The sequence below is a fragment of the Brevibacillus humidisoli genome, assembly GCF_020923435.1.
GTDB lineage: Bacteria > Bacillota > Bacilli > Brevibacillales > Brevibacillaceae > Brevibacillus_E > Brevibacillus_E humidisoli.
Map to the genome: position 1 here is coordinate 1,945,269 of NZ_CP087263.1, position 26,642 is coordinate 1,971,910.

General features: G+C 51.5%; 23 protein-coding genes. 1 reads left to right on the forward strand and 22 read right to left on the reverse strand.

Annotated features, from left to right (window positions below; translation table 11 throughout):
• Positions 1-39: 39 nt before the first annotated feature.
• From LOK74_RS09595 to LOK74_RS09680, 18 genes are all read right to left on the reverse strand, one after another.
• Positions 40-1,695 carry an AMP-binding protein gene (locus tag LOK74_RS09595; RefSeq protein WP_230046957.1) on the reverse strand — a complete coding sequence of 552 codons (1,656 nt, stop codon included), beginning with the start codon at positions 1,693-1,695 and terminating at the stop codon, positions 40-42.
• Between the two features lie 146 nt (positions 1,696-1,841).
• Positions 1,842-2,315, reverse strand: a complete 474-nt coding sequence (locus LOK74_RS09600) for a hypothetical protein (protein ID WP_230046415.1) — start codon at positions 2,313-2,315, stop codon at positions 1,842-1,844.
• 79 nt (positions 2,316-2,394) lie between these two features.
• The gene (locus LOK74_RS09605) at positions 2,395-2,886 is read right to left on the reverse strand and encodes a YajQ family cyclic di-GMP-binding protein (protein ID WP_230046416.1); all 492 of its coding nucleotides are present in this window, start codon (positions 2,884-2,886) and stop codon (positions 2,395-2,397) included.
• A 57-nt stretch (positions 2,887-2,943) separates the two neighbouring features.
• The gene (locus LOK74_RS09610) at positions 2,944-3,342 is read right to left on the reverse strand and encodes a DUF350 domain-containing protein (RefSeq protein WP_230046417.1); all 399 of its coding nucleotides are present in this window, start codon (positions 3,340-3,342) and stop codon (positions 2,944-2,946) included.
• A 45-nt stretch (positions 3,343-3,387) separates the two neighbouring features.
• Positions 3,388-4,644 carry a glutathionylspermidine synthase family protein gene (locus tag LOK74_RS09615; RefSeq protein ID WP_230046418.1) on the reverse strand — a complete coding sequence of 419 codons (1,257 nt, stop codon included), beginning with the start codon at positions 4,642-4,644 and terminating at the stop codon, positions 3,388-3,390.
• Entirely contained in the window at positions 4,616-5,023 is a 408-nt protein-coding gene (locus LOK74_RS09620; RefSeq protein WP_230046419.1) for a hypothetical protein, read from the reverse strand. The genes LOK74_RS09615 and LOK74_RS09620 overlap by 29 nt, the downstream gene beginning before the upstream one ends.
• Positions 5,024-5,053: 30 nt before the next feature.
• A complete protein-coding gene (locus LOK74_RS09625; protein WP_230046420.1) occupies positions 5,054-5,485 on the reverse strand; it encodes a hypothetical protein in 432 nt (143 codons plus the stop codon).
• A 225-nt stretch (positions 5,486-5,710) separates the two neighbouring features.
• Entirely contained in the window at positions 5,711-8,797 is a 3,087-nt protein-coding gene (locus LOK74_RS09630; RefSeq protein ID WP_230046421.1) for an efflux RND transporter permease subunit, read from the reverse strand.
• Positions 8,798-8,799: 2 nt separating this feature from the next.
• Positions 8,800-10,017, reverse strand: a complete 1,218-nt coding sequence (locus tag LOK74_RS09635; RefSeq protein WP_230046958.1) for an efflux RND transporter periplasmic adaptor subunit — start codon at positions 10,015-10,017, stop codon at positions 8,800-8,802.
• A 126-nt stretch (positions 10,018-10,143) separates the two neighbouring features.
• Positions 10,144-11,265: an FtsW/RodA/SpoVE family cell cycle protein gene (locus tag LOK74_RS09640; RefSeq protein ID WP_230046422.1), complete on the reverse strand. Its 1,122-nt coding sequence runs from the start codon at positions 11,263-11,265 to the stop codon at positions 10,144-10,146.
• A gap of 153 nt (positions 11,266-11,418) precedes the next feature.
• Entirely contained in the window at positions 11,419-13,233 is a 1,815-nt protein-coding gene (pepF, locus tag LOK74_RS09645; protein WP_230046423.1) for an oligoendopeptidase F, read from the reverse strand.
• 338 nt (positions 13,234-13,571) lie between these two features.
• Positions 13,572-13,874, reverse strand: coding sequence for a hypothetical protein (locus tag LOK74_RS09650; protein WP_230046424.1), 303 nt, complete (start codon positions 13,872-13,874; stop codon positions 13,572-13,574).
• A gap of 102 nt (positions 13,875-13,976) precedes the next feature.
• Positions 13,977-14,660, reverse strand: a complete 684-nt coding sequence (locus LOK74_RS09655) for a DnaD domain protein (RefSeq protein WP_230046425.1) — start codon at positions 14,658-14,660, stop codon at positions 13,977-13,979.
• Between the two features lie 335 nt (positions 14,661-14,995).
• On the reverse strand, positions 14,996-16,285 hold the full coding sequence (asnS, locus tag LOK74_RS09660) for an asparagine--tRNA ligase (RefSeq protein WP_230046426.1): 1,290 nt from the start codon (positions 16,283-16,285) through the stop codon (positions 14,996-14,998).
• Between the two features lie 185 nt (positions 16,286-16,470).
• On the reverse strand, positions 16,471-17,649 hold the full coding sequence (locus LOK74_RS09665) for a pyridoxal phosphate-dependent aminotransferase (protein ID WP_230046427.1): 1,179 nt from the start codon (positions 17,647-17,649) through the stop codon (positions 16,471-16,473).
• 172 nt (positions 17,650-17,821) lie between these two features.
• On the reverse strand, positions 17,822-19,780 hold the full coding sequence (locus LOK74_RS09670) for a WIAG-tail domain (RefSeq protein WP_230046428.1): 1,959 nt from the start codon (positions 19,778-19,780) through the stop codon (positions 17,822-17,824).
• Between the two features lie 268 nt (positions 19,781-20,048).
• Positions 20,049-21,554 (reverse strand): AAA family ATPase, encoded by a 1,506-nt coding sequence (locus tag LOK74_RS09675; RefSeq protein WP_230046429.1) that lies wholly within the window; start codon positions 21,552-21,554, stop codon positions 20,049-20,051.
• A complete protein-coding gene (locus LOK74_RS09680; protein ID WP_230046430.1) occupies positions 21,547-22,077 on the reverse strand; it encodes a hypothetical protein in 531 nt (176 codons plus the stop codon). The genes LOK74_RS09675 and LOK74_RS09680 overlap by 8 nt, the downstream gene beginning before the upstream one ends.
• Before the next feature lie 328 nt (positions 22,078-22,405).
• Here LOK74_RS09680 and LOK74_RS09685 point away from each other — a divergent pair, with 328 nt between their 5' ends.
• On the forward strand, positions 22,406-22,900 hold the full coding sequence (locus tag LOK74_RS09685) for an alpha/beta hydrolase (RefSeq protein WP_230046431.1): 495 nt from the start codon (positions 22,406-22,408) through the stop codon (positions 22,898-22,900).
• Between the two features lie 154 nt (positions 22,901-23,054).
• Here the strand turns inward: LOK74_RS09685 and LOK74_RS09690 are convergent, their stop codons facing one another.
• The 4 genes from LOK74_RS09690 to LOK74_RS09705 all read right to left on the reverse strand — a co-directional run bounded on the left by LOK74_RS09690 (position 23,055) and on the right by LOK74_RS09705 (position 26,641).
• A complete protein-coding gene (locus LOK74_RS09690) occupies positions 23,055-23,540 on the reverse strand; it encodes a cell wall elongation regulator TseB-like domain-containing protein (protein WP_230046432.1) in 486 nt (161 codons plus the stop codon).
• Between the two features lie 47 nt (positions 23,541-23,587).
• Complete coding sequence (locus LOK74_RS09695) at positions 23,588-24,298, reverse strand: hypothetical protein (RefSeq protein WP_230046433.1); 711 nt, start codon at positions 24,296-24,298, stop codon at positions 23,588-23,590.
• Positions 24,299-24,693: 395 nt separating this feature from the next.
• Entirely contained in the window at positions 24,694-25,992 is a 1,299-nt protein-coding gene (locus LOK74_RS09700; RefSeq protein ID WP_230046434.1) for an amidohydrolase, read from the reverse strand.
• Positions 25,949-26,641, reverse strand: a complete 693-nt coding sequence (locus LOK74_RS09705; protein WP_230046435.1) for a redox-sensing transcriptional repressor Rex — start codon at positions 26,639-26,641, stop codon at positions 25,949-25,951. The genes LOK74_RS09700 and LOK74_RS09705 overlap by 44 nt, the downstream gene beginning before the upstream one ends.
• Position 26,642 lies beyond the last annotated feature (1 nt).

Genomic DNA, 26,642 nt, shown 5'->3' on the forward strand with positions numbered 1-26,642 from the left:
TAACGTGGACGATTTGTGACTGGGGTTCAGCCTCGTCATTTAAGCGGTCTCGCCGTTGGCTGCTGGTTGCAATCCCAAAAAGGAAATCGCCTGTTCGCGCAGTTTGTACTTCTGAATCTTGCCTGATGCCGTCATCGGATAGTCGCTGACAAACTGGATATAGTGCGGTATCTTGAAACGAGCAATCTTCCCCTCACAATACTGCTTGACTTCTTCCTCGGTCAGCACTTCCCCTTCTTTTACCTTAATGCAGGCCAGCACTTGCTCTCCATACTTTTCATCCGGCACCCCAACCACTTGGACGTCCAGAATCTTGGGATGGGAGTAGAGAAATTCTTCAATCTCTCTTGGGTAGATGTTTTCTCCTCCTCGGATAATCATGTCCTTTAATCGGCCGGTGATACGAAAGTACCCTTCCTCATCCATCGTGGCCAAGTCCCCTGTATGCAACCATCCATCCGAGTCAATGGCCTTCATCGTCTGTTCAGGCATGTTGTAGTAGCCTTTCATCACCAGATAGCCGCGGGTGCACAGCTCACCCTGCACGCCTGGCTCCACTTCTTCACCTGTCGCTGGATCGACAATCTTCACTTCGACGCCGTCATGCGCGCGGCCAACAGTGGATACGCGTCGCTCAATGCTGTCCTCCGGTCTGGTCTGAGTGATAACCGGGGAGGATTCCGTCTGTCCGTAAGCAATCGTGATGTCTCGAATTCCCATCTGCTCCACCACTTTTTTCATTACTTCAATTGGGCAAGGAGAGCCGGCCATAATCCCGGTTCGCAGCGAAGTAAGATCGCGATTGGGGAAGCTCGGATGATTCAGTTCCGCGATAAACATCGTCGGTACGCCATACAAAGCCGAACAGCGCTCCTCTTCCACAACCTGCAGGACTCTCTGGGGATCAAACGTAATCAACGGTACCATCGTGGCGCCGGTAGCGACACAAGCCAGTGTCCCCATCACACAACCAAAGCAGTGGAAAAACGGCACAGGAATACAGACGCGATCTGTCTCTTCCAGACGCATACACTCGGCCACCTTGATCGCGTTGTTGACGATATTGACATGCGAGAGCATGACACCTTTCGGAAACCCGGTTGTCCCCGAGGTATATTGCATGTTGATCACATCATCTGGCTGCAGCGAGCGCTGACGGATGAGCAGTTCCTCATCACTCACCATTTCGGCCCGTCTGAGCAGATCTGACCACAGAAACATCCCTGGCTGACGCTCGCTGCCGATGTAGATGACGTTGCGCAGATTGGGCAAGCGTGCTGATTTCAACTGCCCAGGCTCACAGTGCGCCAATTCGGGACAGATCTCCCGAATCATCTCCAGGTAGTCGGCACCCCGATAGGAGTCAATCAACATCAAGGTGGTCGATTCGGACTGACGCAGCAGGTACTCCAGCTCATGGACTCGATAGCTAGTATTGACAGTGACTAGCACAGCACCCATCTTGGCTGAAGCAAACTGGGCAGTCACCCACTCTGGAACGTTGGTCGCCCAGATAGCCATGTTCTCTCCTTTCTCAATCCCTAGAGAGATCAGTCCTTTTGCCACCTGATTGCAGATCTGTTGAAACTGGGCATAACTGTAACGCAGGTCACATTCCTTGTACACGACAGCTTCCCGCTCCGGGATCCGGGCGGCTGTCTCGTCGAGCAGGTCACCAATCGTAATCGTACGGATCGTCACGCTTGCGCTCACCTCTTGTTTCATCATTCATATGATTCAGATTATTCTTGGGAAATGGGTTCGCTAAAGCGTTTTCATTTTCCTGCTTTTTATAGGAAACAAAAAGCGTCCCTGTTCGGAACGCTGTATGGTGTCGCATGTTACTCTACGTTGATGATCTTGATCGCCTCAACCTTATACGGGAGGTGGTTGCTGTAATTCAGTTCTACGCGGATCTCATGCTCTCCTTTTGGAAGCTGTTTGATTTTGAATTCCGGTTCGTAGAGCATCTGCCAAAACCTGCCGTCCAAGTATAGGTGAGCATGCCCCTCTCCATGCACCGGATCAGCACTTTCCGTACTGTCTTCCCTCACAAACCGGAAGTTTTCCGTCAGCATCTTTACGTATGCCTCGTCGCCTTCCAACGTGACATCGAGGCTCAGCTCCGGTTTGGGGGAACCGTACAACTCGTTGTTGGCAGATGCGGGGACGGCCTCACTGCCTAGGCCCTGCAGATCGGATTGGGAGCTGTCCAGCGAATTGCTGAACAGCAGCACGAGCCCGGCGATCAATACCAACAGGAAAACGGCAGCGCCAATCACTACATTGCGTATGCTGATCACAATCACTCTCATCTTTCGACTCTCCCTTACATACCTATTTGTACATGCTTACGCAGGAAGAGCGAAAGATAGAAGCACTTGTTAGGACTGGTTATCGGTAGTTGATAAACTGTACATCGATCGGCAAATCGGCCTGTTTGATGGCCGTAATCACCTGTTGCAGATCATCCTTGTTTTTGCCGGTTACACGGAGCTGATCATCTTGGATCTGAGACTTTACCTTTAAGCCAGTCTCCTTGATCAGGGCATTGATCTTCTTGGCATTTTCCTTGTCAATCCCCTGAACCAGCTTCACCCTTTGGCGTACGGTACCGCCTGCTGCGGGCTCGATTTTGCCGTACTCCAGATTTTTAATGGAGACGTCTCGTTTAATCAGTTTGCCAAGCAAGACGTCTTTCAGCTGTGCCAGTTTGTACTCATCGTCAGAGAGAAGTACGATTTCTTCTTTTTCCAGACTGATCGAACTTTTGCTGCCTTTGAAATCAAAGCGGTTCTCGATTTCCTTGGTAGCAGTGTGAATGGCGTTGGTCACTTCCGCCAAATCCACCTTGGATACAATATCAAACGAACTTTCCTTACTCATCACACACCTCGTTCCCAACGGCTGACCGTCTGTTTCCTTCTATTTTACGTGAATCTTTTACCAAATCAAGCTAGGGCTGATGACATTGGAGACGGCAATCGCAAATACAGCAAACAGCAGCGCCGGCTCAATCTCACCTGCTTCAATCAACCGGGAGAACCGCTGCTTGTAAAAAACTTTGGCGGCAATCCACTCTACCAGCAGAAACAAGACGATCTGCCAGAGAACAGCGACGGCTCCAAACAATAGAAAGTCGGGGATGCTGACACTGTTGGCAATCGCTGAATACAAGTTGTTGGAGATGGCGTATATCTGACCGCCAAAAACGATCACGGAAGCCCGGTTTTTCTGTTTAATCAATCGCCATTCATTGTGCGGAGTAACAAGCGGGATCAGAAAGATGCTGACAACCAACAGAATAAAGCCTACAAACGAATACAGCAAAAACGCTGCCATGCAAAACTCCTCCTCTTCATCATCTCAAACAAAAATAGAAATACGTTATCGCTCCATCGCGGCAGGGGTGAAATAGGCCAGGTTGCCGGTGATTTTGCCACCTACACGCGGAAGCAAACCGGCGAAGCGGCCGCCGATACAAAAAGAGCCCAGCAGCAAATGACCGGCAAAATCGCCTTCTTCGGTCGACAGCACCACATCCGGCAATTCTACCCGCTGTTGATACAGCATAGGTTGATCCCAGTACGCTTGCTCCCTGTCCCGCTCCTCTACTTCTCCTACTGCCGAATAGAGGGTAACTGCGCCCCCTTCCCGGCCAAAAAACGGTTTAGACACATAAGCGATCCCGGAACGCAGAAAAGAATCTGGCTCAAATGCGCTAGGTAGAAAATGTTGGCGGATAAACTGACGTTCGGTATCGTCAAATAGCGGGTGGCGCAATTGGGCCAACTCCCAGATCAGTGCCTGCATCCCTTTTGATTGCGGAATCAGTGCTTGCGGAGGGGAAATGGCTGCTACTTTTTGTTCGGCAATCAAATGAATCAGATATTCACCTGTCGCAAACCCTGTCTCATCCTGATCGTACGGCAGGTGCTCCCACGGGTACAAGCGATACCAGATGGAGATCTTCTCGTCCAGTGCGTACAACCCGTCTGCCTCGACCCGCAGCTGTTCGAGAGGAACAAAGCTGCCTAGGTTGCCGGCCTGTGCTCGCGTGTATTCGACCGTACCGCGATCTTCCACGTGCTCTCCGGCGGCACTATAGACCAACGGACCGGTAAAACCTCTCTGACGGTAGTACGCACACAGAGCTTGGATCGCTTTGCGAATCGCTTCGTTCATCGCGGACGAAGGGTTAGCATAGGTTGAAAAGCGACGGATAACCGCTTCCGACACATAGGCCGTTTCAACGACTCCGGTCGGGGTATCGGCATTGTATTCGAGGATCTGTACGCCGTTCTCTGAGATACTCAGATCGAAGCGGGTGATCCCATCGTACGGCACATGTTCCCGCACAATCTCACACAAGGCTGGAGATATTCCCAACTGATGCACCAGATACTCATCCGGTACTTCTTGCTGAGTAAATCGGACCGCTTTTCGTATTAATCGATATGCCTCTTCCGTGACTTCGGCGATCTGCTGCACACGCTGGCGTGAGAGCAACGTGAATGCCGGGACGAGATACTCCTTTCCATACATGCGATCCCAACTGCACCAGTCGCGTGTGGGTCCAAACACCTCGTCGTGGGAAAGACCGATCGGGACCAGTTTAACCCCCGAAACTACGTGATCCGCCACTGCCAATGCCCCCTTTGGAGGAGACACTTCTGCTCACTTGCGATTTATAGAAACTAGATGAAGCCGATACCTTCTGCGATTTGTTCTTGTAGCCTTTTTTTACGTAAAAACTACTGTCCTCATCATCGCAATCGTACTCCAGTCCGTTTGTTTCCACCTCCCATTGGCATTCATCGTAAGTCGTCAACTCTGGTTCATCCTCGGCGCAGCCAGCCAGTGCAGCCGTCAAAGAAATCACACCAGTGACAGCCAATGCCTTCCGGTGAAAGGGAACCTTGCTTATGCTGGATTGCAGCTTTTGCTCCGATGCCGTTGTTTCTGCGGAAAGTTGGTTACACTGTTTTGCAAAAGTTTGGTTGACCCATTCCTTCCATTCCATGTTGTTCACTCCTTTCTTCACGTAATTCCATCACTCCGGTTCGACAAAAATTAGGACAACGCCTCTGTCCTCATCGAGAATCGTGTAATTCAGCCGATAATCTCGTCCAACCAGTACCGTATAGTGATCAAGCAGTCGTGTCACCAGCTGGGCAAACCCCTGAAAGCTCTGCGTCGTCACCAAACGAGAGGTGCCGCTGGAGACATCGTAGTACTCGATGGTGTAGCCATACGCACGAACCGTTTGCTGCGGCAGCAAGCTGCGATGTTTTTCCGACGGCTCCAGATAAACCACTTCCGTCTCTTCCCAGGCGTTTGAGGTATGTTCATAGAGTACGCCCTCAAACATACTTGCGTCTACCAGTTTGCGGACAAGCAGTTCCTCAAGGGATACTTCTGCCGTGCGAATGACCGGTGACTCCTCCACTTGTCGGCGATCTAGCTGTTTGTATTGTAGCAGCATCCGTTCCCCTCCTCTCCACCGACATACACGTTACCATTCTAATACGAATGGACGAAAGATTGGTTGCTATCTTGAAAAAAAGTTGCGAAGGAGCAGGGGGAAGGAGATAGCGATCAAAGCTTGGATTGCCTGCTCGTTAGCGGAGTCGTTAGGAAACAGAAAGGGTGACGAGATTATGTGTTCCCGCCACCTGTCAAAAACCATCTCTATTTTTTAAACGGCCGTTTAAAGTTCAGGTTGTTCTGCCTTCCTGCTGCTCCAATTTTGACGTTTGGCCGCCATTTTTTCGTACAGCTTTTTTCGCCAGGCAAAAAACCCCTCAAACAGTGAATACAGTACCGGCACGAGCACCAGTGTGACTACCGTGTGAAAAATCAATCCGAAGATGATCACCGTTGCCAACGGTGCTTCAAAATCTGAACCTTCCGCATAAGCAAGTGCCAGCGGCAAAAGGCCCAATATCGCTGTCAGCTTGGTCATCAGGATCGGACGGACACGATTGCGGGCCGCCTCCAAAATCGCCGGTTTCAATTCGTAACCACGCTCACGGAGCAGATTCATCCGGTCAATGAGCAGAATCGCATTGGAGACGACAATCCCGATCAGCATGATTACGCCGACCATCGCCATCTCAGTCAGTTCACGCCCCGTCAAAACAAGTCCAACGACAACCCCAACCACTGCCATCGGGATGGTCAACATGATGATAAACGGGTGGGACAATCGGCCAAACTGCGCGACCATGATCAGATAGATCAAGGCGATGCTGCCAATGAAAACAAGCAGTCCGTTCAGCAGGTTCTCGCTTTGCTGTTTCAAATCACCGGCAATATTGATGCTGTATCCGGCTGGTACGGGGATCTCTCGCAGCTTCTCTTGGATCGCCCGGTTTACCGTCCCCAGGTCGCTTCCGGCCAATTCTGCTGTCACGCGAATCACCCGTGTCCCGTCTTGATGGTACAATACGGTCGGTGATTTGCTGTACTTCCAGTCGACGATATCCAACAGTGGAACCTGACGGCCATTCGGTGCTTGAATCATGATCTGGCGGAATTGCTCAGGGTGCTGCATCCAATCGTCCGGATAACGCGCCGTCACATCAACTTCGACACCATTTACCGTCATCGTTGCAACGGTTTGTTCACCCAGGAAACCGCGAAGTTGGCTCAACAGGGATTGCTTGTCAATCTGCAGACGCTCCATGATCTCCTGTTTCGGTTCCAGGATGATTTTTTCTTCCCCGCTGCTAAACTGACTTCGCGGATTTTGCGCTCCCGGAATCGTTAGCAACATCTGCTCCACCTGGTCTGTCAGCTGTTTCATGACGTTCAGATCCTTGCCGGTCACATCCAGTGCGATCGGCGTCTCGGATTGGCCGCCGCCCCATCCCAATTCCACCCGTTCCAGGTCATTGAGCGCTTTCAGACGGCTGTTAATCTCCAGCGTAATCGCATCTTTGTCCAGTTCCCGTTTCGTTTTTCCCAGGATCAAAATGTTCAGAACCGCTCGCTCTTCGTAAGCTTCCAGATAGATATCCTGGACGTCGTGCAGCTCTTGCAAGGTTTTATCAGCGGCCAACGCCACCTTTTGCGCCTCATCCAGGCTGCTCCCTTTGGGCAGGATCAGCTCAGCCCGGATATAATTCTCGTTGATGTTGGAGATTTGGCCCATCTTCAGATAGGGAGCGAGCAAAAAGACGCTGCCAAGCAGCAGGGCCGCCAGTAGAATCGTTTTCCAGCGATGACGCAAGGAAAGTTCCAATACACCTGTAGCCCACCGCTCGATCAGGGAAGGGCGGTCCTTGGCATCACCCTCCAGATTTACGTTTTTGTCATTCTTGAGAAAACTGTCAGAATAGACAGGAACGAACAAAAAGGCCGCGATGGTAGAAGAAATGATCGCCACGGTTACAGTAAACGCAATCGTCACAAAAACCTGCTGTAACTCTTCTCCACCCAAACTGACAAACACGAGTGGCAAAAAGACGACGACAATCGTCAGTTGGGAAGCCAAAACAGGCGTAAACACCTCTGCCGTCCCTTTTTGGATCGCTTGGAACAGCGGCTCCCCCCTCTCCCGCTGCTGATAGATACTCTCCAGCACGACAATCGCGGCATCGACCATTAAGCCTACAGATAAACTGAGCGAAATCAATGTGACCAGATCGATATTGTACCCGCCCATCTTCATCGCGATAAAGGTCATCAATACGGAAAGCGGGATAGTGGTTGCGATTACCAATGTCACTCGCCAGTTTTTGAGGAAGAAAAACAGGATGATGACCGCCAATGCACCACCGATCAGCACGTCACGACTCAGGTTGCTGATCGCGTGCTTGACAAATGAGGCCGCCTCCACAAACGAAGTGATCTGATAATTCCCCGCCGCCTCTTTATTGATCTGATCGATCACGGCCTGTACTTGCGCCTGTGTCTGAATCACGTCACTCTCGTCCGTGCGGAAAACATTCATCGTAACGAAGTGATCTCCATTGTAGGTAAACAGCGCTTCATCACTGTAGCCACGCAAGTCTTCGATTAGAGCCAATTGACGCAGTGGCACCGCTCCCTCGGCAGAACGGATCGTCACCTCTCCGATCTGCTGGATGGAGGCAAACGTCTGATCCAACTCGATCACGGTGTTAAACCCATCGTTTTCCAACTTGCCGACAGCCTGTCGCCAGTTGGCCGCTCGCAGCTGCTCCATGGCATCCTGCGGTGTCAAGCGGTAGGCAAGCAGTCGATCCGGTTGAAACGTGATGCGCACCTTGTTAGTTACGTTTGAATCGTATACTTCTACTTTCTGTACGCCCGGTACCGCTTCAATCTTCTCCTTGATCGATGTTTCCGCCAGGTTGTACATCGTCTGCAAATCGCTGCCGGAGAGAGCCAATCCCATCAAAAACTCCTCGCCAAAGCTCGCCTGAATCACTTCTACTTCATCCACTTCAGACGGGAAGACGTTGCGCAGTCGATTCACCGCATTTTGCACGTCTTGTTTTACTTGTGACGCTTTGCCGCTTTCCGCGACCACGGTGATCCGTGATGAACCGGTACGTGTATTGGATGTATACTCTTTGATCCCGGAGATCCCCTTCAGTTCCTGCTCGATCGGATCTGTTACTTTTTCCTCCATCTCTTCAGGGGGAAGCGACCCTCCCGATGCGGCTACCTCGATCCAGGGCAGATTGGTTTTGGGCATCAATGCCACCTTAAAGGTGGCCAGCGAAGCAAACCCGGCAAAGAGAATGAGTACGGTAACCAAATAGACCAGCAGTTTGCGACGCAGAAAAAAATGAATCCACTTTTCCATGCCTATTCTCCTTTTACAGCCACTTTTTCGCCCTCGACCAAGGAACCAATGCCATTGAGCACGATCGTCTCGCCGGGGCGCAGGCCGGACAATACCTCAATCTGCTCACCGATGACCTGGCCTACCTCAACTGTCCGCTTCACGGTCACGCCGTTTTCTACCAGCAGGACATAATGCTGAGACTGATTAATCCCAACTGTTTGCAGCGGGATGATCAAACCGCTCTGCAGCTGTCGCGGTACGGAAATGTTCGCCATCATACCGCCCCGCCACGCTTTGTCATTGTTGGGAATCTTCACTTCGACGCGGTACTTCCCAGTAGCTTCGTCAGCGACGGGAGAGACAAACGAGATGGTTCCTGTGCTGGAAAGTCCACTATCGTTGGTAACCGTGACGTCTGCGCCGCTCTTGTAATGACGGATATCTGTGCTGGGGATGTCCAGAGTCACCTTCATCTCCCGCAAGTCAACGAGATGAAGCACGTTTTGCCCTGGAGAAGACATCTCGCCTATTTGCTTGGCAACGTCTACTACGGTGCCGGCAAACGGAGCGATCAACCTGGTATCCTGCAGTGATTGCCGGGCTTGCGCCGCCTGGCTGGCCGCTTGTGCCAGGGAAGCGTCCGCGGACACGATCTCATCCTGTTCTGCTCCTTGGAGCAATTGGTCAAGTGCCAGCTGTTCGTTTCGCCAGGTAAGTTCCGCTTGTGTCAGGCTGTGTCGAGCGGCATCCCGTTCGCTCTCCGAAATCGCACCTGCCTCATATAAGGTCTCCGCCTGCTGAAATGCCTTGTCGGCCTGCTCGAGGCGCTGCTTGGCCCCTTCCAAGCTGAGTCGTTGCTGTGCAATTGCCTCTGCATCGGCTCCCTGCAGGGTCTTATGGCGGCGGGCAGAGGCCTCCTGGATCGCCGCCTGGGCTGCCGCTGCCGCCTGCTGATACGCTGAACTGTCAATCGCCGCCAACAGGTCCCCTTGGTTTACTTCGCTGCCCTTTTCCACATGGAGCTCCACCACTTTCCCGCCTGTTCCAAAGGAGAGATACAGATCGCGGACAGGTTCCACGATGCCAGTCTTGATGATCGGTGGCGCCTCGGTTTGTTTGGTCACTGTCAAACCTGCGACGATTTTCGCTTTTTCTTCTGCTGGCTCACTGCCGACAGCACCATCGGCAGAACAACCGGTCATGGTCAGCAGTGTTACGGTCAAAACCAGTTTCGTCATTCTGTTCACGCCTATTCCCCCAGCTCTTCGTATGGTTTCGTTTTCCAGTGTGCCACGCGGAAGAGGACGGGATAACAGCCAGCAGGATGAAATACACTCCAACCAAAGACGGATATTTATCTAGGGTCACTCCAGCCACCAGAGGGGGGATGGTTCCTTCATGCTGAGGATCAAACCGACTCCAATCAGATTGGAGAGCAGCGAACTGCCGCCGTAACTGATAAAAGGCAGGGTAATGCCAGTAATCGGCGACAACCCGATATTCATGCCGATATTGACAAAAATCTGGACAGACCACATCGTCACCATGCCGCTGATAAAAAAAGCAGCAAATGGGTCCGGGGTACGGATCGCCCACTGCACGAAACGATAAAAGAGCAAAAAATAGAGCAACAGAAGAAAACTGCTGCCGACAAACCCCCATTGCTGAGCTATGACAGCAAAGATAAAGTCAGTGTGTCGTTCAGGCAAATGAGGACCTGTGCCCGGATCTATCTGCAGGAGCCCAATGCCGAAGAGCTCTCCGCTGCCTACTACCTTGCGCGCCTGAAGATACTGATAGCCACTTCCCAACGGGTCAGCTTCCGGGTGGAGAAAAGAAGTAAGCCGCTCCAGTTGATGGGGGCGGATAATCTCAAAAAACAGCGATGGCGAGGATGCATGAAGCAGATACAACCCGCCAAACAACAACAGCACCGTCACTCCCGTTACCAGATGGAAACCGGCTGGAAGCTTGGCCAACAGCAAAAAACAGCCGAACATCGTCAGATAGATCAGCGCCATCCCCAGATCGGGCTGGATCAGGATCAGCAATAGCGGAATTATCAAGATCATGAGGACCCTACCCAACTGCTTCACGTTTTCAATCGTTCCTTGCAATTGTTCGTAGAGCTTGGCCAGCATCAGCAGCGTGGTGATGCGAGCGATCTCCGACGGTTGGATACTGAGAATGCCCAGATCAATCCAACTTCGTGCACCGTTTATTTCTTTGCCAAACAAGAACAGACTGGCGAGAGCGAGCACGCCAAAGCGGTAAATCCAGTCGGCATGTTGAACCAATAGCCGGTATTCCATCTGGCGGATCACCAGCAGCATCCCCCCACCCAGCAAGGCCCATGCCGACTGTTTCAATAGGTAGATCCACCCGGCCTGTTCACGCGTCGCTTGATACACGGCAAGCAGGCTGATCAGCAGTAGGCATGTCAATGTAGTGATGACCAACGGATTTGGTTTCGCCTTTTCCAGCATTCTCCTAGCCGCCTCCTCCCTATAGCCTGTTTCATCCAGTAGTTTGTCCCAATTCCCGGGAAAAAGTGGGGTGTGAGAACAGGTCAGGGAGTTGTCGCTCAAATGGAAAAGCCCTGATTTTCGCTTGCAAAATCAGGGCTTTTTACCGCTTGTCTATGCTTTTTCGTCAGCCAATGTTTCCATTTCGGAAAGCAAATCATCGAAGACGGCCAGAGCCTCGCGAATCGGCTCCGTCGAAGTCATATCGACGCCGGCCCGCTTTAACAGATTGATCGGATAGTCGGAACCACCGCTCTTGAGAAAACCGAGGTATCGCTCTACAGCCGGCGCGCCTTCTTCCACAATCTGTTTATAGAGCGAAGTGGCTGCAGAAAAGCCAGTCGCATACTTATAGACATAAAAATTGTTGTAGAAATGAGGGATGCGCGCCCATTCCAGATCGACCTCGCTGTCCACCAGTACATCTGAGCCGTGATAGGCTACATTTAGATCACGGTAGGCCGAGCTGAGCGATTCGGCTGTCAGCGCTTCGCCTGCTTCCACTTGCTCGTGAATCAGCTTTTCGAACTCCGCGAACATCGTCTGACGGAACACCGTGCCGCGGAACCGCTCCAGATAGTAATTGAGCAAATACATCCGCTGCTGTTTGTCGGTCGTCGTCTCCAACAGATGGTGCATCAGCAGAGACTCGTTTACCGTAGATGCTACCTCAGCCACAAAGATTCGATACTGGGCGTACGTATACGGCTGGGTCGTATCGGAAAAGTAACTGTGCAGGGCATGGCCCATCTCGTGCGCCAGCGTAAACATGTTGTTCAGGTTCTCTTGATAGTTCATCAACACATAGGGATGTGTGGTATACGCTCCCCAAGAGTAGGCTCCGCTGGTCTTGCCCTGGTTCTCATAGACGTCTATCCAGCCGGAAGTGAATCCCTTCTTCAGCACCTGACCGTACTCATCGCCGAGCGGACGTAGTGCTTCCGTTATGGTTGCCACAGCCTCCTCATAAGGGATTGTCATCTCTACCTCTTTTACAATCGGGACGTATAGGTCATACATATGCAGTTCATCGAGCTGCAGCATCTTTTTCCGCAATCTGATATAGCGGTGCATCAGAGGCAGATGCTCCCGAATGGTAGCGATCAGGTTGTCATAGACGGACGGGTCGATATTGTCGCCAAACAACGCCGCCCGCAGGGCTGACGGATACTTTCTCACTCGTGCGTAAAAGACGTCCCGTTTCACGGATGACGTAAGGGTTGCTGCGATTGTGTTTTTGTGTTTGCCGTACGTTTTGTACAGAGCCTCAAACGCTTCTTTGCGAACACGGCGGTCTTTTGACTCCAGAAACTGAATGTAGCGTCCTTTGGTCAACTCCACCTCTTCGCCCTGCTCGTCTGTGATCATCGGGAACCGGATATCTGCGTTGTTCAGCATCCCGAAAATCGTCGATGGAGCACTTGAAACCTCGCTCACTTCAGCCAGGATCGCTTCTTCCTGTGCCGATAAAGTGTGCGGTTTTTGGCGGGTAATCTCCTCCAGCAGGAAACGATAATGATCTAGTCCCGGCTCGCTTTCCTGCAGCTGACGAAGCTGTTCGTCCGGTATGGCCAGGATCTCCGGCTGTATGTAAGAGGTTGCGCTGGACACTTGTGTGCCGAGACTGGCGGCCCGATCAGTCAACGCTTGGTAGGTGGCGTTGGTGTTGTCTTCATCACGGCGCATCCGGGCATAGACGTATATCTGCTCGAATACCTTGGATATTTCATCCTGCAGCGTCAAGGCATCCAGCAGTTGTTTTCCGGACTGCGCCAAACTCCCCTGCTTTGCCTTTATTTCTTCGATCAGCTCTTTTACCTTGGCTACATCTTTCTCCCATTCGGCATCACTAGGATAAATATCCTCCAGTTTCCACTTGTATTCAGCTGGGATCTCAGAGCGCCTCGGCAGTGTTTTGCTTTTCTTCAATGATGCACACACTCCTTTTTACCGATTAAGTAAAAGCGGTTCCATTCTTACGCAACCACTGCATATGTTTTCATCACTAAACGTAACCCAAAATCTTCCTTCCGTCAATCTCCGTATCATCTCTTACCTTCCTACCCTATGCAGGCAGAAGCAAGGGACTGCCGGTGTCACGGCTCAGTTTGTCCGTCCTGCCCCTGCGGCTGTACCAGCATGAACCAAAACAACGTCCGCTTATTCCATCCTCTGGTACCTATCTCGAAATAGCGGACGTTGCCCTGACCTTGCCGTTTCGTCTTGTCAGTATTCGTCGTCTAACCCGATCATCTGTCTGGTCGGATCTATCCCTCCCGTCCCGACTCCCACTCCTGCTTCAGAGAGAGTACCACCTTATACAGATGCTCCCGTTCTTTCTCGATGGCTTCCTGGAACTGTTCCCATTCTTGTTTGTAACGTTCCAGTTCCACTGTCACATGCTGCAGCTGTTCTTCCAGGCTGCGAATCTTCTCTTCTTGCGTCTCTTCGCCTTCCTGCATTTTTTTTACATAGGCAGTCTGTCCCACCGCATGCTGTACTTGAAATGTTCCCCGAAAAACTCCGGGTGTTATCCAGTAACGGGTATCACCGTGTTTTTGCTTTTCCATCCATCTAACCTCCCTGACAGTCGTTTCGCTATATGCTATGTTACGACTGGGAGTAATGGTACGCGTATGGAAAAAGAAAAAGCCGTCAAGACCTCAGGAGGGTCATAACGGCTGTCGCTGATCGCGAGGTGTCGAATGGCGCCGAAAGCGGAGGCTGTAGTTGCGCGCTTCCTCGGCGCTGCTGATCTTTTGTCGTTGCCACTCCAACAGTATGCGATCGATGTAGCGTATGTACAGTTTGCCGACGGCTGCTGCCTCGCGCAAAGCGGCAACAATCAGCTCTTCCGAGTACTTGTCCTGTTCTACCCAGATGTGCAGGGTTTCGATCTCAAACGGTGAAAGAGGGCGGCCAAAGGCCTGTTCAAACTGATTGTAAAGTCCAGTGCTCTCGGCGGTCCCAACGGCCGTTTCCCGAGAGGAGGCAACCGTCTCCATCACGGCCAACTCTTCGTCTTTCAGACATTGAGCCAGCTTTTGGTAGAGCGGTTCCAGATTGTAGTTTTCATACCGAAGGCCGGTTTGCTTGTCCACTTCTTCATCGATCGTAAGCCAGCCTTCTTTGATCAGTTTTTGCAGAAGCTGGATCAAGCGCATACTTGGCATAGACAGGCGGTTCTCCAACTGTTGGATGGTTGGAAACCGGTTACCCACCTGTTGGAAGGACAAGAGGTGGATGATCAGCATCATCTCTTCATCCGTCAGCGAAAGGCGCTTGTAGGTTTTGAGCAGCAGGTTGGAGACAGATGTTGCTCCTTCTTGCAGCGCATGAAAAATCTGTCGATTCATGACGTCTGTTCACCTCTTTTCCATTATAGCAACTGTTACTGGAAAAGCCTATGGTCGGGAGAAAAACCGTCAGGGGAAAAGTGAGGTCAGCCTGACGGTATGGACGAGCATAGTGGTGGGCGAAAGAGAAAAACAGGTTCGTGGGCACTGACAAGGCTTTCGCTCACCTGTTTTTCTCTTTCGCCTCGTAACATTTGCTTTACCCGCTAAATCTTGTTCTCTTATCCATACAATGGCTTATCTAACTACCAACTCATCTCTCCTGCAAGAGGCTACCTTTGTTATCCGTTAAAAAAGACAGCCCACACACGGCGAGCTGTCTGAAGCAGGGTGTGTTACGGATAGAGCCTATAGAGCAGACGAGGGAACGGTATGGTCTCCCGCACGTGGTCCAAGCCGCAGATCCAGGCGACAGTTCTCTCCAGCCCAAGGCCAAATCCGGAATGAGGTACCGTACCATACTTGCGCAGGTCCAGGTACCACTGGTATGCTTCCTCTGAGAGATCGTGTTTGGCAAAACGCTGTTGGAGCAGTTCCGGGTCGTCTATCCGCTGACTGCCGCCGATGATCTCACCGTACCCTTCCGGTGCGATCAAGTCGGCGCACAGCACGACTTCCGGACGATTAGGGTCTGGCTTCATGTAAAAAGCCTTGATCTCCGTAGGGTAGTGAGTGATAAAGACCGGTTTGTCAAATCGTTCAGCGATCGCCGTCTCATCTGGCGCTCCAAAATCTTCTCCCCATTTAATCTCATGTCCCATCTCCTGGAGCATTTGGATCGCTTCGTCATAGCTGATGCGCGGGAAAGGAGCCGTTACGTTTTCCAGCTTGCTGGTATCCCGCTGCAGCGTCTTCAATTCGCGCTGACAGTTTTTCAATACGGACTGAACCACGTAGCTGACAAACTGTTCTTGAATCCGCAGGTTCTCCTCATGGTCGACAAAGGCCATCTCCGGCTCTATCATCCAGAACTCGATCAGGTGGCGGCGCGTTTTCGATTTTTCCGCCCGAAACGTGGGACCGAACGAAAAAACCCGTCCCAATGCCATCGCGGCTGCTTCCATGTACAGTTGGCCGCTCTGAGAGAGATAGGCGTCTTCATCAAAATACTTGGTGTGGAACAAGTTAGTGGTCCCCTCTGCCGAAGTTGGGGTCAGAATGGGTGCATCCACCTTGTAAAAGCCGTTCTCATGAAAGAACTGGTACATGGCCCGGATGATTTCCGAACGAATCGCCATCACCGCACGCTGACGCGGTGAGCGCAGCCAGAGGTGACGATGATCCATCAAAAAATCCACCCCGTGTTCTTTGAGCGAGATCGGGTAATCTTGAGCGATTTGGATCACTTCCACCCCGGTCACGGTTAGCTCATAGCCGCTTGGCGCACGCTCATCGGCCCGTACAATCCCTTTTATATAAGCAGAACTCTCCTGAGTGAGCTGACTTGCCAGATCCCAGATTTCCTCGCTTACTTCCGCTTTTACCACGACTCCCTGGATAAAGCCGCTGCCATCACGCAGCTGCAGAAACTGGATTTTGCCGCTGCTGCGCTTGTTGAATAGCCAACAGCCAATCGTCACTTCTTGTCCAACATGCTGCCCTACTTGGGCGATCGTCGTCAACATCTGATTTGTGCCTCCATCTCTGTTGCAAAATTGCCTATACCATTATACTACCGCCCATCAGTCGATTCAAACGGAATACAACGCATTGCTCCTCCCCGCAAAAAATCCCCCCAAGGTACAGTAAAGCCTACTCATTACTGTCCACTCGGAGGGATCTGACCACAAGCAGGGAGTGGGACTAATCTCTACGCGCCCTCAACAAAACGCTTAATGCGAGCGATCCCTTTTTCCAACTGTTCCATCGATGCTGCATAAGAAATGCGAATGTTTTCCCTGGCTCCAAAACCACTACCCGGTACGACAGCTACCTTTTCTTGCTCCAACAAGGCTTCACTCCACTGATCCACATCAGCGTAACCCATCTTCTCCACCGCCTTGGAGACGTTGGGGAATACGTAAAAGGCCCCTTCCGGCTTTAAGCAGGTAATGCCTTCGATCTGGTTCAACAGTTCAACAACACGGTCGCGGCGTTTTACGAATTCCCGCTTCATCTTCTCCAGCGGTTCTTGTGTGCCGGTCAGCGCAGCGAGCGCACCATACTGGGCAAAAGAAGTCGGGTTGGACGTGCTATGGCTGGAGAGGTCAACCATCGCCCGAATCAATTGTTCATTGCCGGCGGCATAACCCATCCGCCAGCCAGTCATCGAGTAAGGCTTGGACATTCCGTTGATGATGACCGTGTTTTCGTATGCTTCCTTACTGAAAGTAGCAACACTGACATGTTGATACCCGTCATAAATCAGCTTTTCGTAAATCTCGTCAGAGACCATCAACACATTGTTTGACAGGCAGACGTCGACAATCGCTTCCAGCTCCTGCCGCGAATAGATGCTGCCGGTCGGGTTGCTTGGCGAGTTGATCACGATCGCCCTTGTACGGGGGGTGATGGCTGCTTTTACCTGATCGGCCGTTATCTTAAATCCGTTAGACTCTGCCCCTTCAACAAATACGGGAACGCCGTCAGCCACCTTTACCATTTCCGGATAGCTGACCCAGTACGGGATCGGAATAATCACTTCATCTCCCGGATCGAGCAGGGACATAAACAGATTGTACAAAGCGTGCTTGCCGCCATTGGTAACAATGATCTGCTTAGCACTATAGGTGAGGCCATTGTCCTGTTCAAACTTGTCGCGGATGGCTTGAATCAATTCGGGAATACCGGCTGCTGCGGTATACTTGGTCTTGCCCTCGCGCATTGCCTTCTCCGCCGCTTCCATAATATGCTCAGGCGTGTTGAAGTCAGGTTCACCTGCCCCCAAACCTACGATGTCAACTCCTTGACGCTTCAGTTCATTTGCCTTCGCTGTGATGGCCAAGGTTGGTGAAGGGGAAAGAACAGTGACTCGTTTGGCTAGTTTCATGAAAAACGTGAACCTCCTCTAACAGGTAACATAATTTTTGTTATGTAGACTTTTCTTTCGGTTCATTATACGCATAGCCTACCATACCTTTTGCAGGTTGTATAGGGATGCCCTCTGATCTGGAGAAGCCATAACAAATGCCCCCCTCCCATCCGCGGCGGGGGGCATTGTCTCAGTGTTCCCATTGTTCCTCTTCAGTTGTGTTTGGTTCCGGTGGATCGACATGTTCTTGCTGCTGCCCTCCTTTTTGGCGGCCGAAGGCGATCCAGTATAGCATTCCATCCTGTTGCGTGCTCTCTCGGTGACGTACAACGGTAAGCATTGCTCTGTCTTTTGTCTTCCACTTGACCGTGACAAAACATTGGAAGACGTTGGTCATCGCGACAATGCCGTATTCCGCATCGGCAAACGGTTCATCTAATTGAACCGTCACGTCGGTGGACATATCGCTTTCCGGCAGGTGAAAGGTGACGATGCCAAACTGTTGGAAAGACTGTTCCTTGCCTTTCACCGTCTGGATCGGAGCAAATGACAGTTTTTCTGGACCTATCGACTGATCCTGCAGTTTGCTGCTGGAGATCGCCTGGTTTTGCAGATGAACTGTACTAATCGATTCCGACGCGATATGTTGTGAGTGCACAGATTTGTCCGCCAGTTTTTCCTTGGTTACCGATCCATGCGTGAGGTGCTGGCTCTTCACCGACTCCAGTGCCAGCTTCTGAGCAGTGACGGCATAATCAGCCAACTTTCCGCTGGTGACGCAGAAGTCAGTTAGTTTGTCTGTAGAGACAGATTCAGATGCCAGCTTGGAGGTTGTCACCGCGTGCTCCGCGATCTGATAGGTATGAACAGCGCTATCTGCAAGGTGATTGCGGTCAATCGTGCGATCTTTGATGTGGGCTCCCGTAACGGTTCCCCTGGAGATTTTCTCTGCTGTTACCGCTTCATCCTGCAAATGACGAGACATGATCGACTCGTCGGCGAGATGAGCGGAATAGATGCTTTGCTCGGCGATTTTTTCCGACGTGATCGCATTGTTGGCGATTTTGCTGCCAATCACCTGTTGATCACCGATTTTTTTGTGAGTGATCAGGTAATCGTGCAAATGGCGGGTTTGGATGGAGAAGGGCTGCAAATGGAGATCCGAGATCACTTCTCGTGCCAGTTTGGACGCCGTCACTGTCTGATCAGCGAGATGTTCGCTGGTCACACTCTGTCTAGCCAGGATGTCACTGGTGACGATCCCGTTTTTCAGATGACGGGCTTCGATCAGATCCTCCACCAAGTGCTCGGCAGAGATTGACCTTGCTGCGATATGCTCGCGTTGAATGATGCTTTCTGATAGATGAGACGATTGGATAAGCTGTCCCCGCAGATGATCGGGTCCGATCGCTCCGGGGGCAAGCTTGCTTGCGGTGACCGCTTCATCCCGCAATTTGTCGGTGGTCACCACTTCATGTGCTAGCTTGGCATTGTTGATGACACCGTTGGCAAGATGATGCGTTTGGATACTGCCGGTCTTGATCTTATCCCCGGTAACCGACTGCTCCTGCAGCAGGTCCGTTGTGATGCACTGTGGATGCAGGTGCTTCGTGCCAATCGATCCCTCAGCAATTTTCATCGCATCAATCGTTTTGTCCGCCAGCTTTTCTGAGGTCACACTGTTATTCATCAGTTTCTCGCCTGAGATCGTCCGATCCTGAATCTTGTTTCCGGTGATCGCGTAGTTGGCGATGTGCTGTTCTTCAACGGACATCGCTGCCAGTTTGCTGGAAGTTACACTGTGATTGGCCAACTTGTTGCTGTTCACCGCATAGTCCTTCAGTGCCTCCGTATCTACGCTGGCGGTTTTTAGTTTGGAGGAATCGATAGCACGATTGGCGATCTTCTCGGTCGTGATAGCTTGATCCGTGATGTCATCCGTATAAATAAAAGCCACTTGTTGGTCTGCTTTTCGATCTTTTACCACTTTGCTGTAGCTCTTCTGATGAGAAGCTGCAGGCCGGGATGAGGCCATCTGTGAGGACTCAAAACCGGAACTTTCTTCGGTGTCTTCCAGCCAATCCAGGTCGATCGGCTTGCGCACTGCCTTTTTCCGTTTCGTGGCAGAGCTTCCGTTTTGCTTGGCCATTCCTCTCGCCTTCCTTCTATATAATCTTCGTACTATGTCATTTCATAACATATTCATTTGACCCATTGGCGGGCACTATTCCTGAACAATTAGGTATGTGTACAGAAGAAGGACATGGCAGAGGAACAGGCTGAATCCAGTTTTTTCTCTTTTTAGATGTAGATAGAAAAAAGGAAGTCCGCATCCTGGCCTCTCTGCAGTGAGCAGGCCGTGAATGCCGCTTCCTTCTTGTATCTTGTATGATTTACAGTTGATGTGTTTGAGCCGTCTATGATCCTATCAGTTCACCTGTCGGCTGCTGCTCACGGAGCATGCTGCGGAACAGATCGCCGCCGAGAACCTCTTTTTCCAGCAAAATCTGCAGGCTGTTGACAAACACGGGATCGAACTGCCGCAGCACCCGGCGTGTCTGTTCCAGCAACTCTTCCAAAATCCGGTTTACCTCATCGTGTACCTGGGACTTGGCAATGTACGAGAGGTGCACAATGCCAAGCCGGGACATTCCGCTCTGTACGATTTCCTGGGCCATCGTCAATGCCTGCTCAAAATCGTTTTTGGAGCCGGTACTGCGTCCACCATAGTAAATCTCTTCGGCTACGGCCCCGCCCAAGCAAACCATGATCTGCTGCTCCAACGCTTCCTTGGTGTAGAGATAGCGATCTTCCATCGGATTTTGCCGTACATAGCCAAGTGCCTGTCCACGTGGGGTAAGCGTAACTTGAGAAACCGACCCGGGCCGCACCTGTTCGCTGATGATCGCGTGCCCCAACTCATGTATGGCAACTCGACGCTTCTCTTCAACAGTCGCTTCCCGGTCCGTCTGTTCACCCATCATCACCTTGTCTACAGCCAGAGCAAAGTGACGGATCTCGATCGTTTCCGAATGATCGCGCATGGCGTAAATGGCCGCTTCATTGACCACGCTTTCCATCTGTGCACCGGAGAAGCCAAATGTCTCTTGCGCGATTTTTTCCAGACCTACATCATCAGCCAACGGTTTGCCCGCCGTATGGATACGCAGGATCTGCTCACGGGCTTTTTTGTCCGGCAGATCGACCACGATATGACGATCAAAGCGCCCCGGGCGCAACAAGGCGGGATCAAGCATGTCTTTGCGGTTCGTTGCCGCAATCAGCAGGATTCGCGGTGTGTCACTGGCTCCGATTCCGTCCATCTCGGTCAGCAGTTGGTTGAGTGTTTGATCGTACTCTCGCTGCTGCTGGCCGTCCCGCTTCCCACCGATCACCTCAATCTCGTCGATAAAGATGATTCCGCTGTCCTGACCGTTTTTCTCTGCCATCTGTTTCACATCCCGGAACAAATCGCGGACGCGTTGTGCCCCGACACCCACATACATCTCTACGAATTGCGAACCGGAAGCGGCTACAAACGCGGAATTGGTGTAGTTGGCTGCCGCTTTGGCCATCAGCGTCTTACCCGTTCCCGGCGGCCCGGTCAGCAGTACGCCTTTTATCGGGCGAATTCCATAATGACTGATCTTTTCTTTCTTGATCAGGAAATCAAGCGCCTCTTTCAATTCCCGTTTGGCCCGCTCTTGGCCGCCAATGTCTGCAAACTGGATGTTTGTCTTGGGAACGACATGCTTGCTCCGTTTGCTCCGGCCGCCCATACTGACACCCGATTGGCGTGACATCAGGAAATAGATACCGGCGAGTACTGCAGCAAAGACAAGGAAGGGACCTACATTCACCTTCAGAAATACCAAAAACAGAATCAAAACAGGCACGGCACCGTAAAGTATCTCCTTAACCACGGGCAGTCACCTCTCTCTCTTCTACAAGCCGAGGTACGACTTTGTAGAAGTCGGCGTTCCCCCGTTTTAAATAGATAAACACATGCTGCTCGTCCATTCTCGCTTTTGCCTCGTCCAATTGGTGGGTCTGCTTCCAGTCGTTTAAAAGGCTAGGTATCTTGCTGTATTGGTGCAGTTCAATCGCTTCGGTCAGATCAAAAATACCGGTTGCCCAAATCGCTGTCAGCTCCGGATCTTGGTTGGTCATCTCTACCGTCCATGCTTTACCTGGAGCAAGCCGTTTGATCTCAGTCGTCAATTCGCGGTATTCCACTGGAAAGCTTTCTGGATCGGTCACTTCCAGTTGTACGTTTAGCTGCTCTTGGCTAACCTGCATCCCGACCAGCTTGGCCGACTTCATCTCTGCAATCTCACTACGCAGCGGTTCTTCCACCTGCATCTTCTGATACAGAAACCATCCGCCAAACAGGAGTGTGATCGTGGCTAGCATCGAGAGCAATATCGGCACTGCGCGCACTTTCACCTTAGCTCCCCCTATCTATCTAAACTTGTTACTTGCGCGGTTATTTCTATCACTTTTTGTCGACTTACAGTATAGCATAGATATCTATCAATTCGATCATGCAGATGTTGGATGCCAGTTGCGAAAGCAGGGATTCAGCTAAGTGAGCAATCGATAAGAAATGAGTCAACACCAGAATGTTACAATGGATAGAAGGGAAAACCAAACCGGAATCTTTCAAAGAAAATAATGGTGATAACCCCAAAAAAGCGGGAGGAAGTAGATGGACAAACATGTATTGTTACTCCATTGTGCGGGTGCTCAGGAGCCCGGTCAAGGAAGTACGAACTTGGCAGCACATCTGCAAGATGCGTTAGGATCTGCCTGCCAGATGCGATATCCCATGATGCCTGATCCAGAAAAACCGGCTTATACAGCGTGGAAAGAAAAACTGGAACAGGAACTGAATTCTTTGCATGGGGACATCGTATTGATTGGGCATTCCTTGGGCGGCTCCGTTTTGTTGAAGTACCTCTCTGAGGAAGCACACCCAAAAACGATAGCGGGATTGTTTCTGATCGCAGTGCCATATTGGGGGACTGGAGATGAGTGGCTAGTAGACGAATTCACGCTGCAAGAGAACTTCTCGGCCAAACTTGCAAGCATCCCGCACATCTTTCTGTACCACAGTCAGGATGATGAAGTGGTGCCGTTTGCGTATTTCTTACTGTACGCAAAAAGACTCCCACGTGTAACCGCTCGCGGAATGGATGGCTACGGGCATCTATTCAACGCTGGTTTACCCGAACTGGTTCACGATCTCCAAACGTTTGTCACGTCCTAAACAGATCCACGCGTTCATCTCGGATTCGTCAACCTCCTAAAAAAAACGACCGTCCGGGAGAGGACAGTCGCTTCACATTTGGTTCGAGGTAGCAGCCAATGATACCCCCCTAGTCACTAGCACGCAGGAGTTCCATGCGGCTAGACGACCTTGGTCAAGGGGAGTCGATTTTGTTCAGTCGGTATGCTCTCAGCAGTTCCCCTGTGTGGAAGTCGTAATACACATAATTGTAGCGCTTCTCCTCGTCGATGTAGAGGACTTCCCAGAAGCGCTTTTCGCCGTCGATTCCGGGTACAATATGCTTGATAACAGCGTTCGGATGACTTTTCATCACGGCTTCCTGCACATTTTTTTTCGGTACAGTTCCGTGCAGCACATCAAAGACCACATCATCTTTGGTCATCCACGCAATGACCGGCGTTCCGACTTTATTTTTACCGATGACTACGGCGTAGGAGCTCTTGCCGCGGTATTCACTGATCTCATCGATCTGCGTAATCGTCGTACGTTCAAAGGCCCACTGGCGCGCCTGCTCGTCAAAGTTGTTCTGCTGTGCGACAACTGACGAAGCCAGGTGATAGACGGCAGAAGCACCAATAAAAGCGATCCCTATCAATAAGCCTACAATTCGAACAACCACATGCCGTTCCCCTATTCTTCATTGATGATTGATTCTGCTTACTTCATTTACATGCGAAACAGTAGTTGGTCCTTTTTTTCGCCTTGGGGTGAAGCAATCTGGATTGTGACGAGCATTCTGCGCAGTCGCATGGAACTTTGGTCGTACCACATCAGGTACGTTAGAGAGACGCTTTTGAGCGCCTCATCCATCACGTCTTGAGTCGGAAATTGCGAGCCAAGCCATAGCGACAGCATCGATTTCACATCCTCTGGCGGCAGGGAAAACTGATATCCGGCTAGGTCGGCACCTTCCCCAGTCAGGCGGATCGGTACGATTGACTGCAGTTCACCTTTGATCAGCATCAGATGATCATATGGTGTGTAAAGCGCATAGGGAAGCATCAGCGGCTCTTTCTGTTCTCCGTTCACCGTCAGTTTAAACGAATCGCCTGTCCTCGCCATCATCACCTTCTGTCCGCCCACATCGCCGCTAAGCTCAAATGACTTGCCCTGATAGGTCCCACTGAACTGTCGATCCTTTACTTCAACCTGAAACGGGATCTCCGTATTGGTCTGGGATCGTTCGATCAGTTCGGCAATCTCCTGCCGCTGCTTGCGCATTTGTTCGGCGGGGTCAACCTGTGCAACCGGTCCGCTTTGCTGTTCTTGATTTTGTACGGCAGGCTTGTCTGTTAGCTTGGCGATCAACGCCCCGAGCAGAAACAGGGCCAGGAATATCGGCAGCAGCCACCAGAGTTGGCGCGGTCGGATAATCATTGATGACCCTCCCCGTCCTTTATGGCTAAAACATATGCAGCCGGGGAAGGTTTTAGAACCGTACGGAAAAGTTACCGAACATAGCGGCAAACGTGCCGGTCATACTACAGATACACCCCGAGGAGGTGAGCGCGTGAAACTGCCCGACAGGACGACATCTCCTGACGTCTACGCGCTGTGGCAACAGGAATACCGTGCATCTTGGGCAGATCTGTCATCACCGCTGAGAGCGCTGCCCCCGCCCGTCTGTTTGTCGTACAGACATACGTCTTTGACGGAAGTGTGGCGTGCATACCCATCATGAATGTACCATCACATTAACCCTACCTGCACCCCTGCTTCACATCTCTCCTGTTGTGCCGACAGGAGATCTTTCCTTTCATCTCGGTTGGCGATTACTGTTTCAGTTGGGCAAACACCCGGTTGGCTTCATAGATCACTTTCTCTTCATCAATCGTCTGCAACTCGCGATTCCGCATCAGAAACCGTCCAGCGACGACCGTATCGGTCACATCCCGCCCGTTCGCCGCGTACACTACATGGGAGACGGGATAATTGTGCGCGGGTTGGAAATGAGCCTGATGGGCATCAATGACGATCAGGTCAGCTTGTTTCCCCACTTCCAGCGAACCTAACTGTTCTGCTTGGAACACACAATCGGCACCGTATCGGGTTGCCATCCGCAGCGCTTCTTCTGCGGGGACGACAAGTGGGTCATACGTGACACCTTTGTGCAAAATCGCAGCCAGCCGCAATTCTTCAAACAGATTAACATTGTTGTTGCTCGCGGAACTGTCCGTTCCCAGCGAAACACTGATCCCTCGTTTCAGCATGTCCGGCACACGGGCCACGCCGCTTGCCAGTTTGAGATTGCTCACCACATTATGAGATACCTTCACTTGATAGCGTGCCAAAATATCTAGTTCTTCATCCGTCAAATGGACAGCGTGCGCGACCAGCGTAGGCCTTGCAAACAGCCCAATGTTTTCCAGGTGTTGAACAGGACGTACACCGTAGTCTTTGACGTTTTGCTCCACTTCCCAAACCGTCTCCGACATATGAATATGTATCGGAAGATCAAGTTCTGCTGAGCGCTCAATAATTTTGGCGATGTAATCTGGAGGGCAGGTGTATGGTGCATGCGGTGCCATCATCGTGGTAATGCGACCATCGGCCTGGTTATGCCACTCCCGGGCAAAAGCGGTCGCCTCCTCCAGTTTTTGTCGCTGTTCTTCTGGCGAGCCAAGACCGATCACACCGCGGCACAGACTGGCCCGCATACCGGCAGATTCCGCTGCTTTCGCTACCTCACCCATGTGATCGTACATATCGACAAACGTTGTGGTTCCGGTACGGATCATTTCAAGCAAGGTAAGGTAGGTTCCCCACTTGACGTGTTCCGCCGTAAACTGCGCCTCCATCGGCCACATTTTGTCTTCCAGCCATTCCTTGAGCGGCAGATCATCGGCATATCCGCGCAAAAGAGACATCGCTGCATGGCCGTGTGTATTGATCAAACCGGGAAGTATGTATTTACCCTTGCCGTCGATCACCTGTCCATATCCAGACAGATCTTCCGGCGTGGTACCTACGTAGGTAATCCGATCGCCGGCAAAGGCTACCGCTCCGCCGTGAATCACTTCGTTCTGTTCATTTACCGTTAAAACTGTCGCGTTGGTGATAATCGTTTCCATCGCTTCTACTCCTATCGATTGGGATTCCTTGGTTCAAGTAGTATGCCAGACTTTGCAGGCTGGATGTGACGTCAGCGTGGTGGATTCTCACATTGGCGTCGGTCCGGATGGTTACCGGAGCGAAGTTGAGAATACCCTCAATCCCGGCCTCGATCAACTGGTCGGCTACCACCTGAGCCGCTGCCGCAGGTACCGTAATAATCGCCAGCCGGATCTGCAATCGTTTCACTGTCTCTTTCAGTTCTCCCAACGGTTGTATCCTCAGCCCGGCAATCCTTTTTCCTTTTTTGGCTGGATCGTTGTCAAAAATGGCGACGATCCTCATGTTGTCGCGTAAATACGCATTGTAGTTGCTGATCGCATGGCCAAGGTGGCCCGCTCCAACCAGCGCTACATGAATCTCCTGGTCCAGTTTGAGGATTTGTCGGATCTTTTCAATCAGATAATCGACGTCATAACCTATCCCCTTTTTGCCGAAGTCGCCAAATGAGGACAGGTCTTTGCGGATTTGCGCCGGATTGACGTCAAGTGTCTTGCCCATCTGTTGGGATGAAACGGTTTTGACCTGCATCTGCTGCAAGTGGGTCAGATATCGGAGATAGACCGGCAGGCGCCGGACGACTGCCTCCGATATTTTGGGGGCTTTCAAA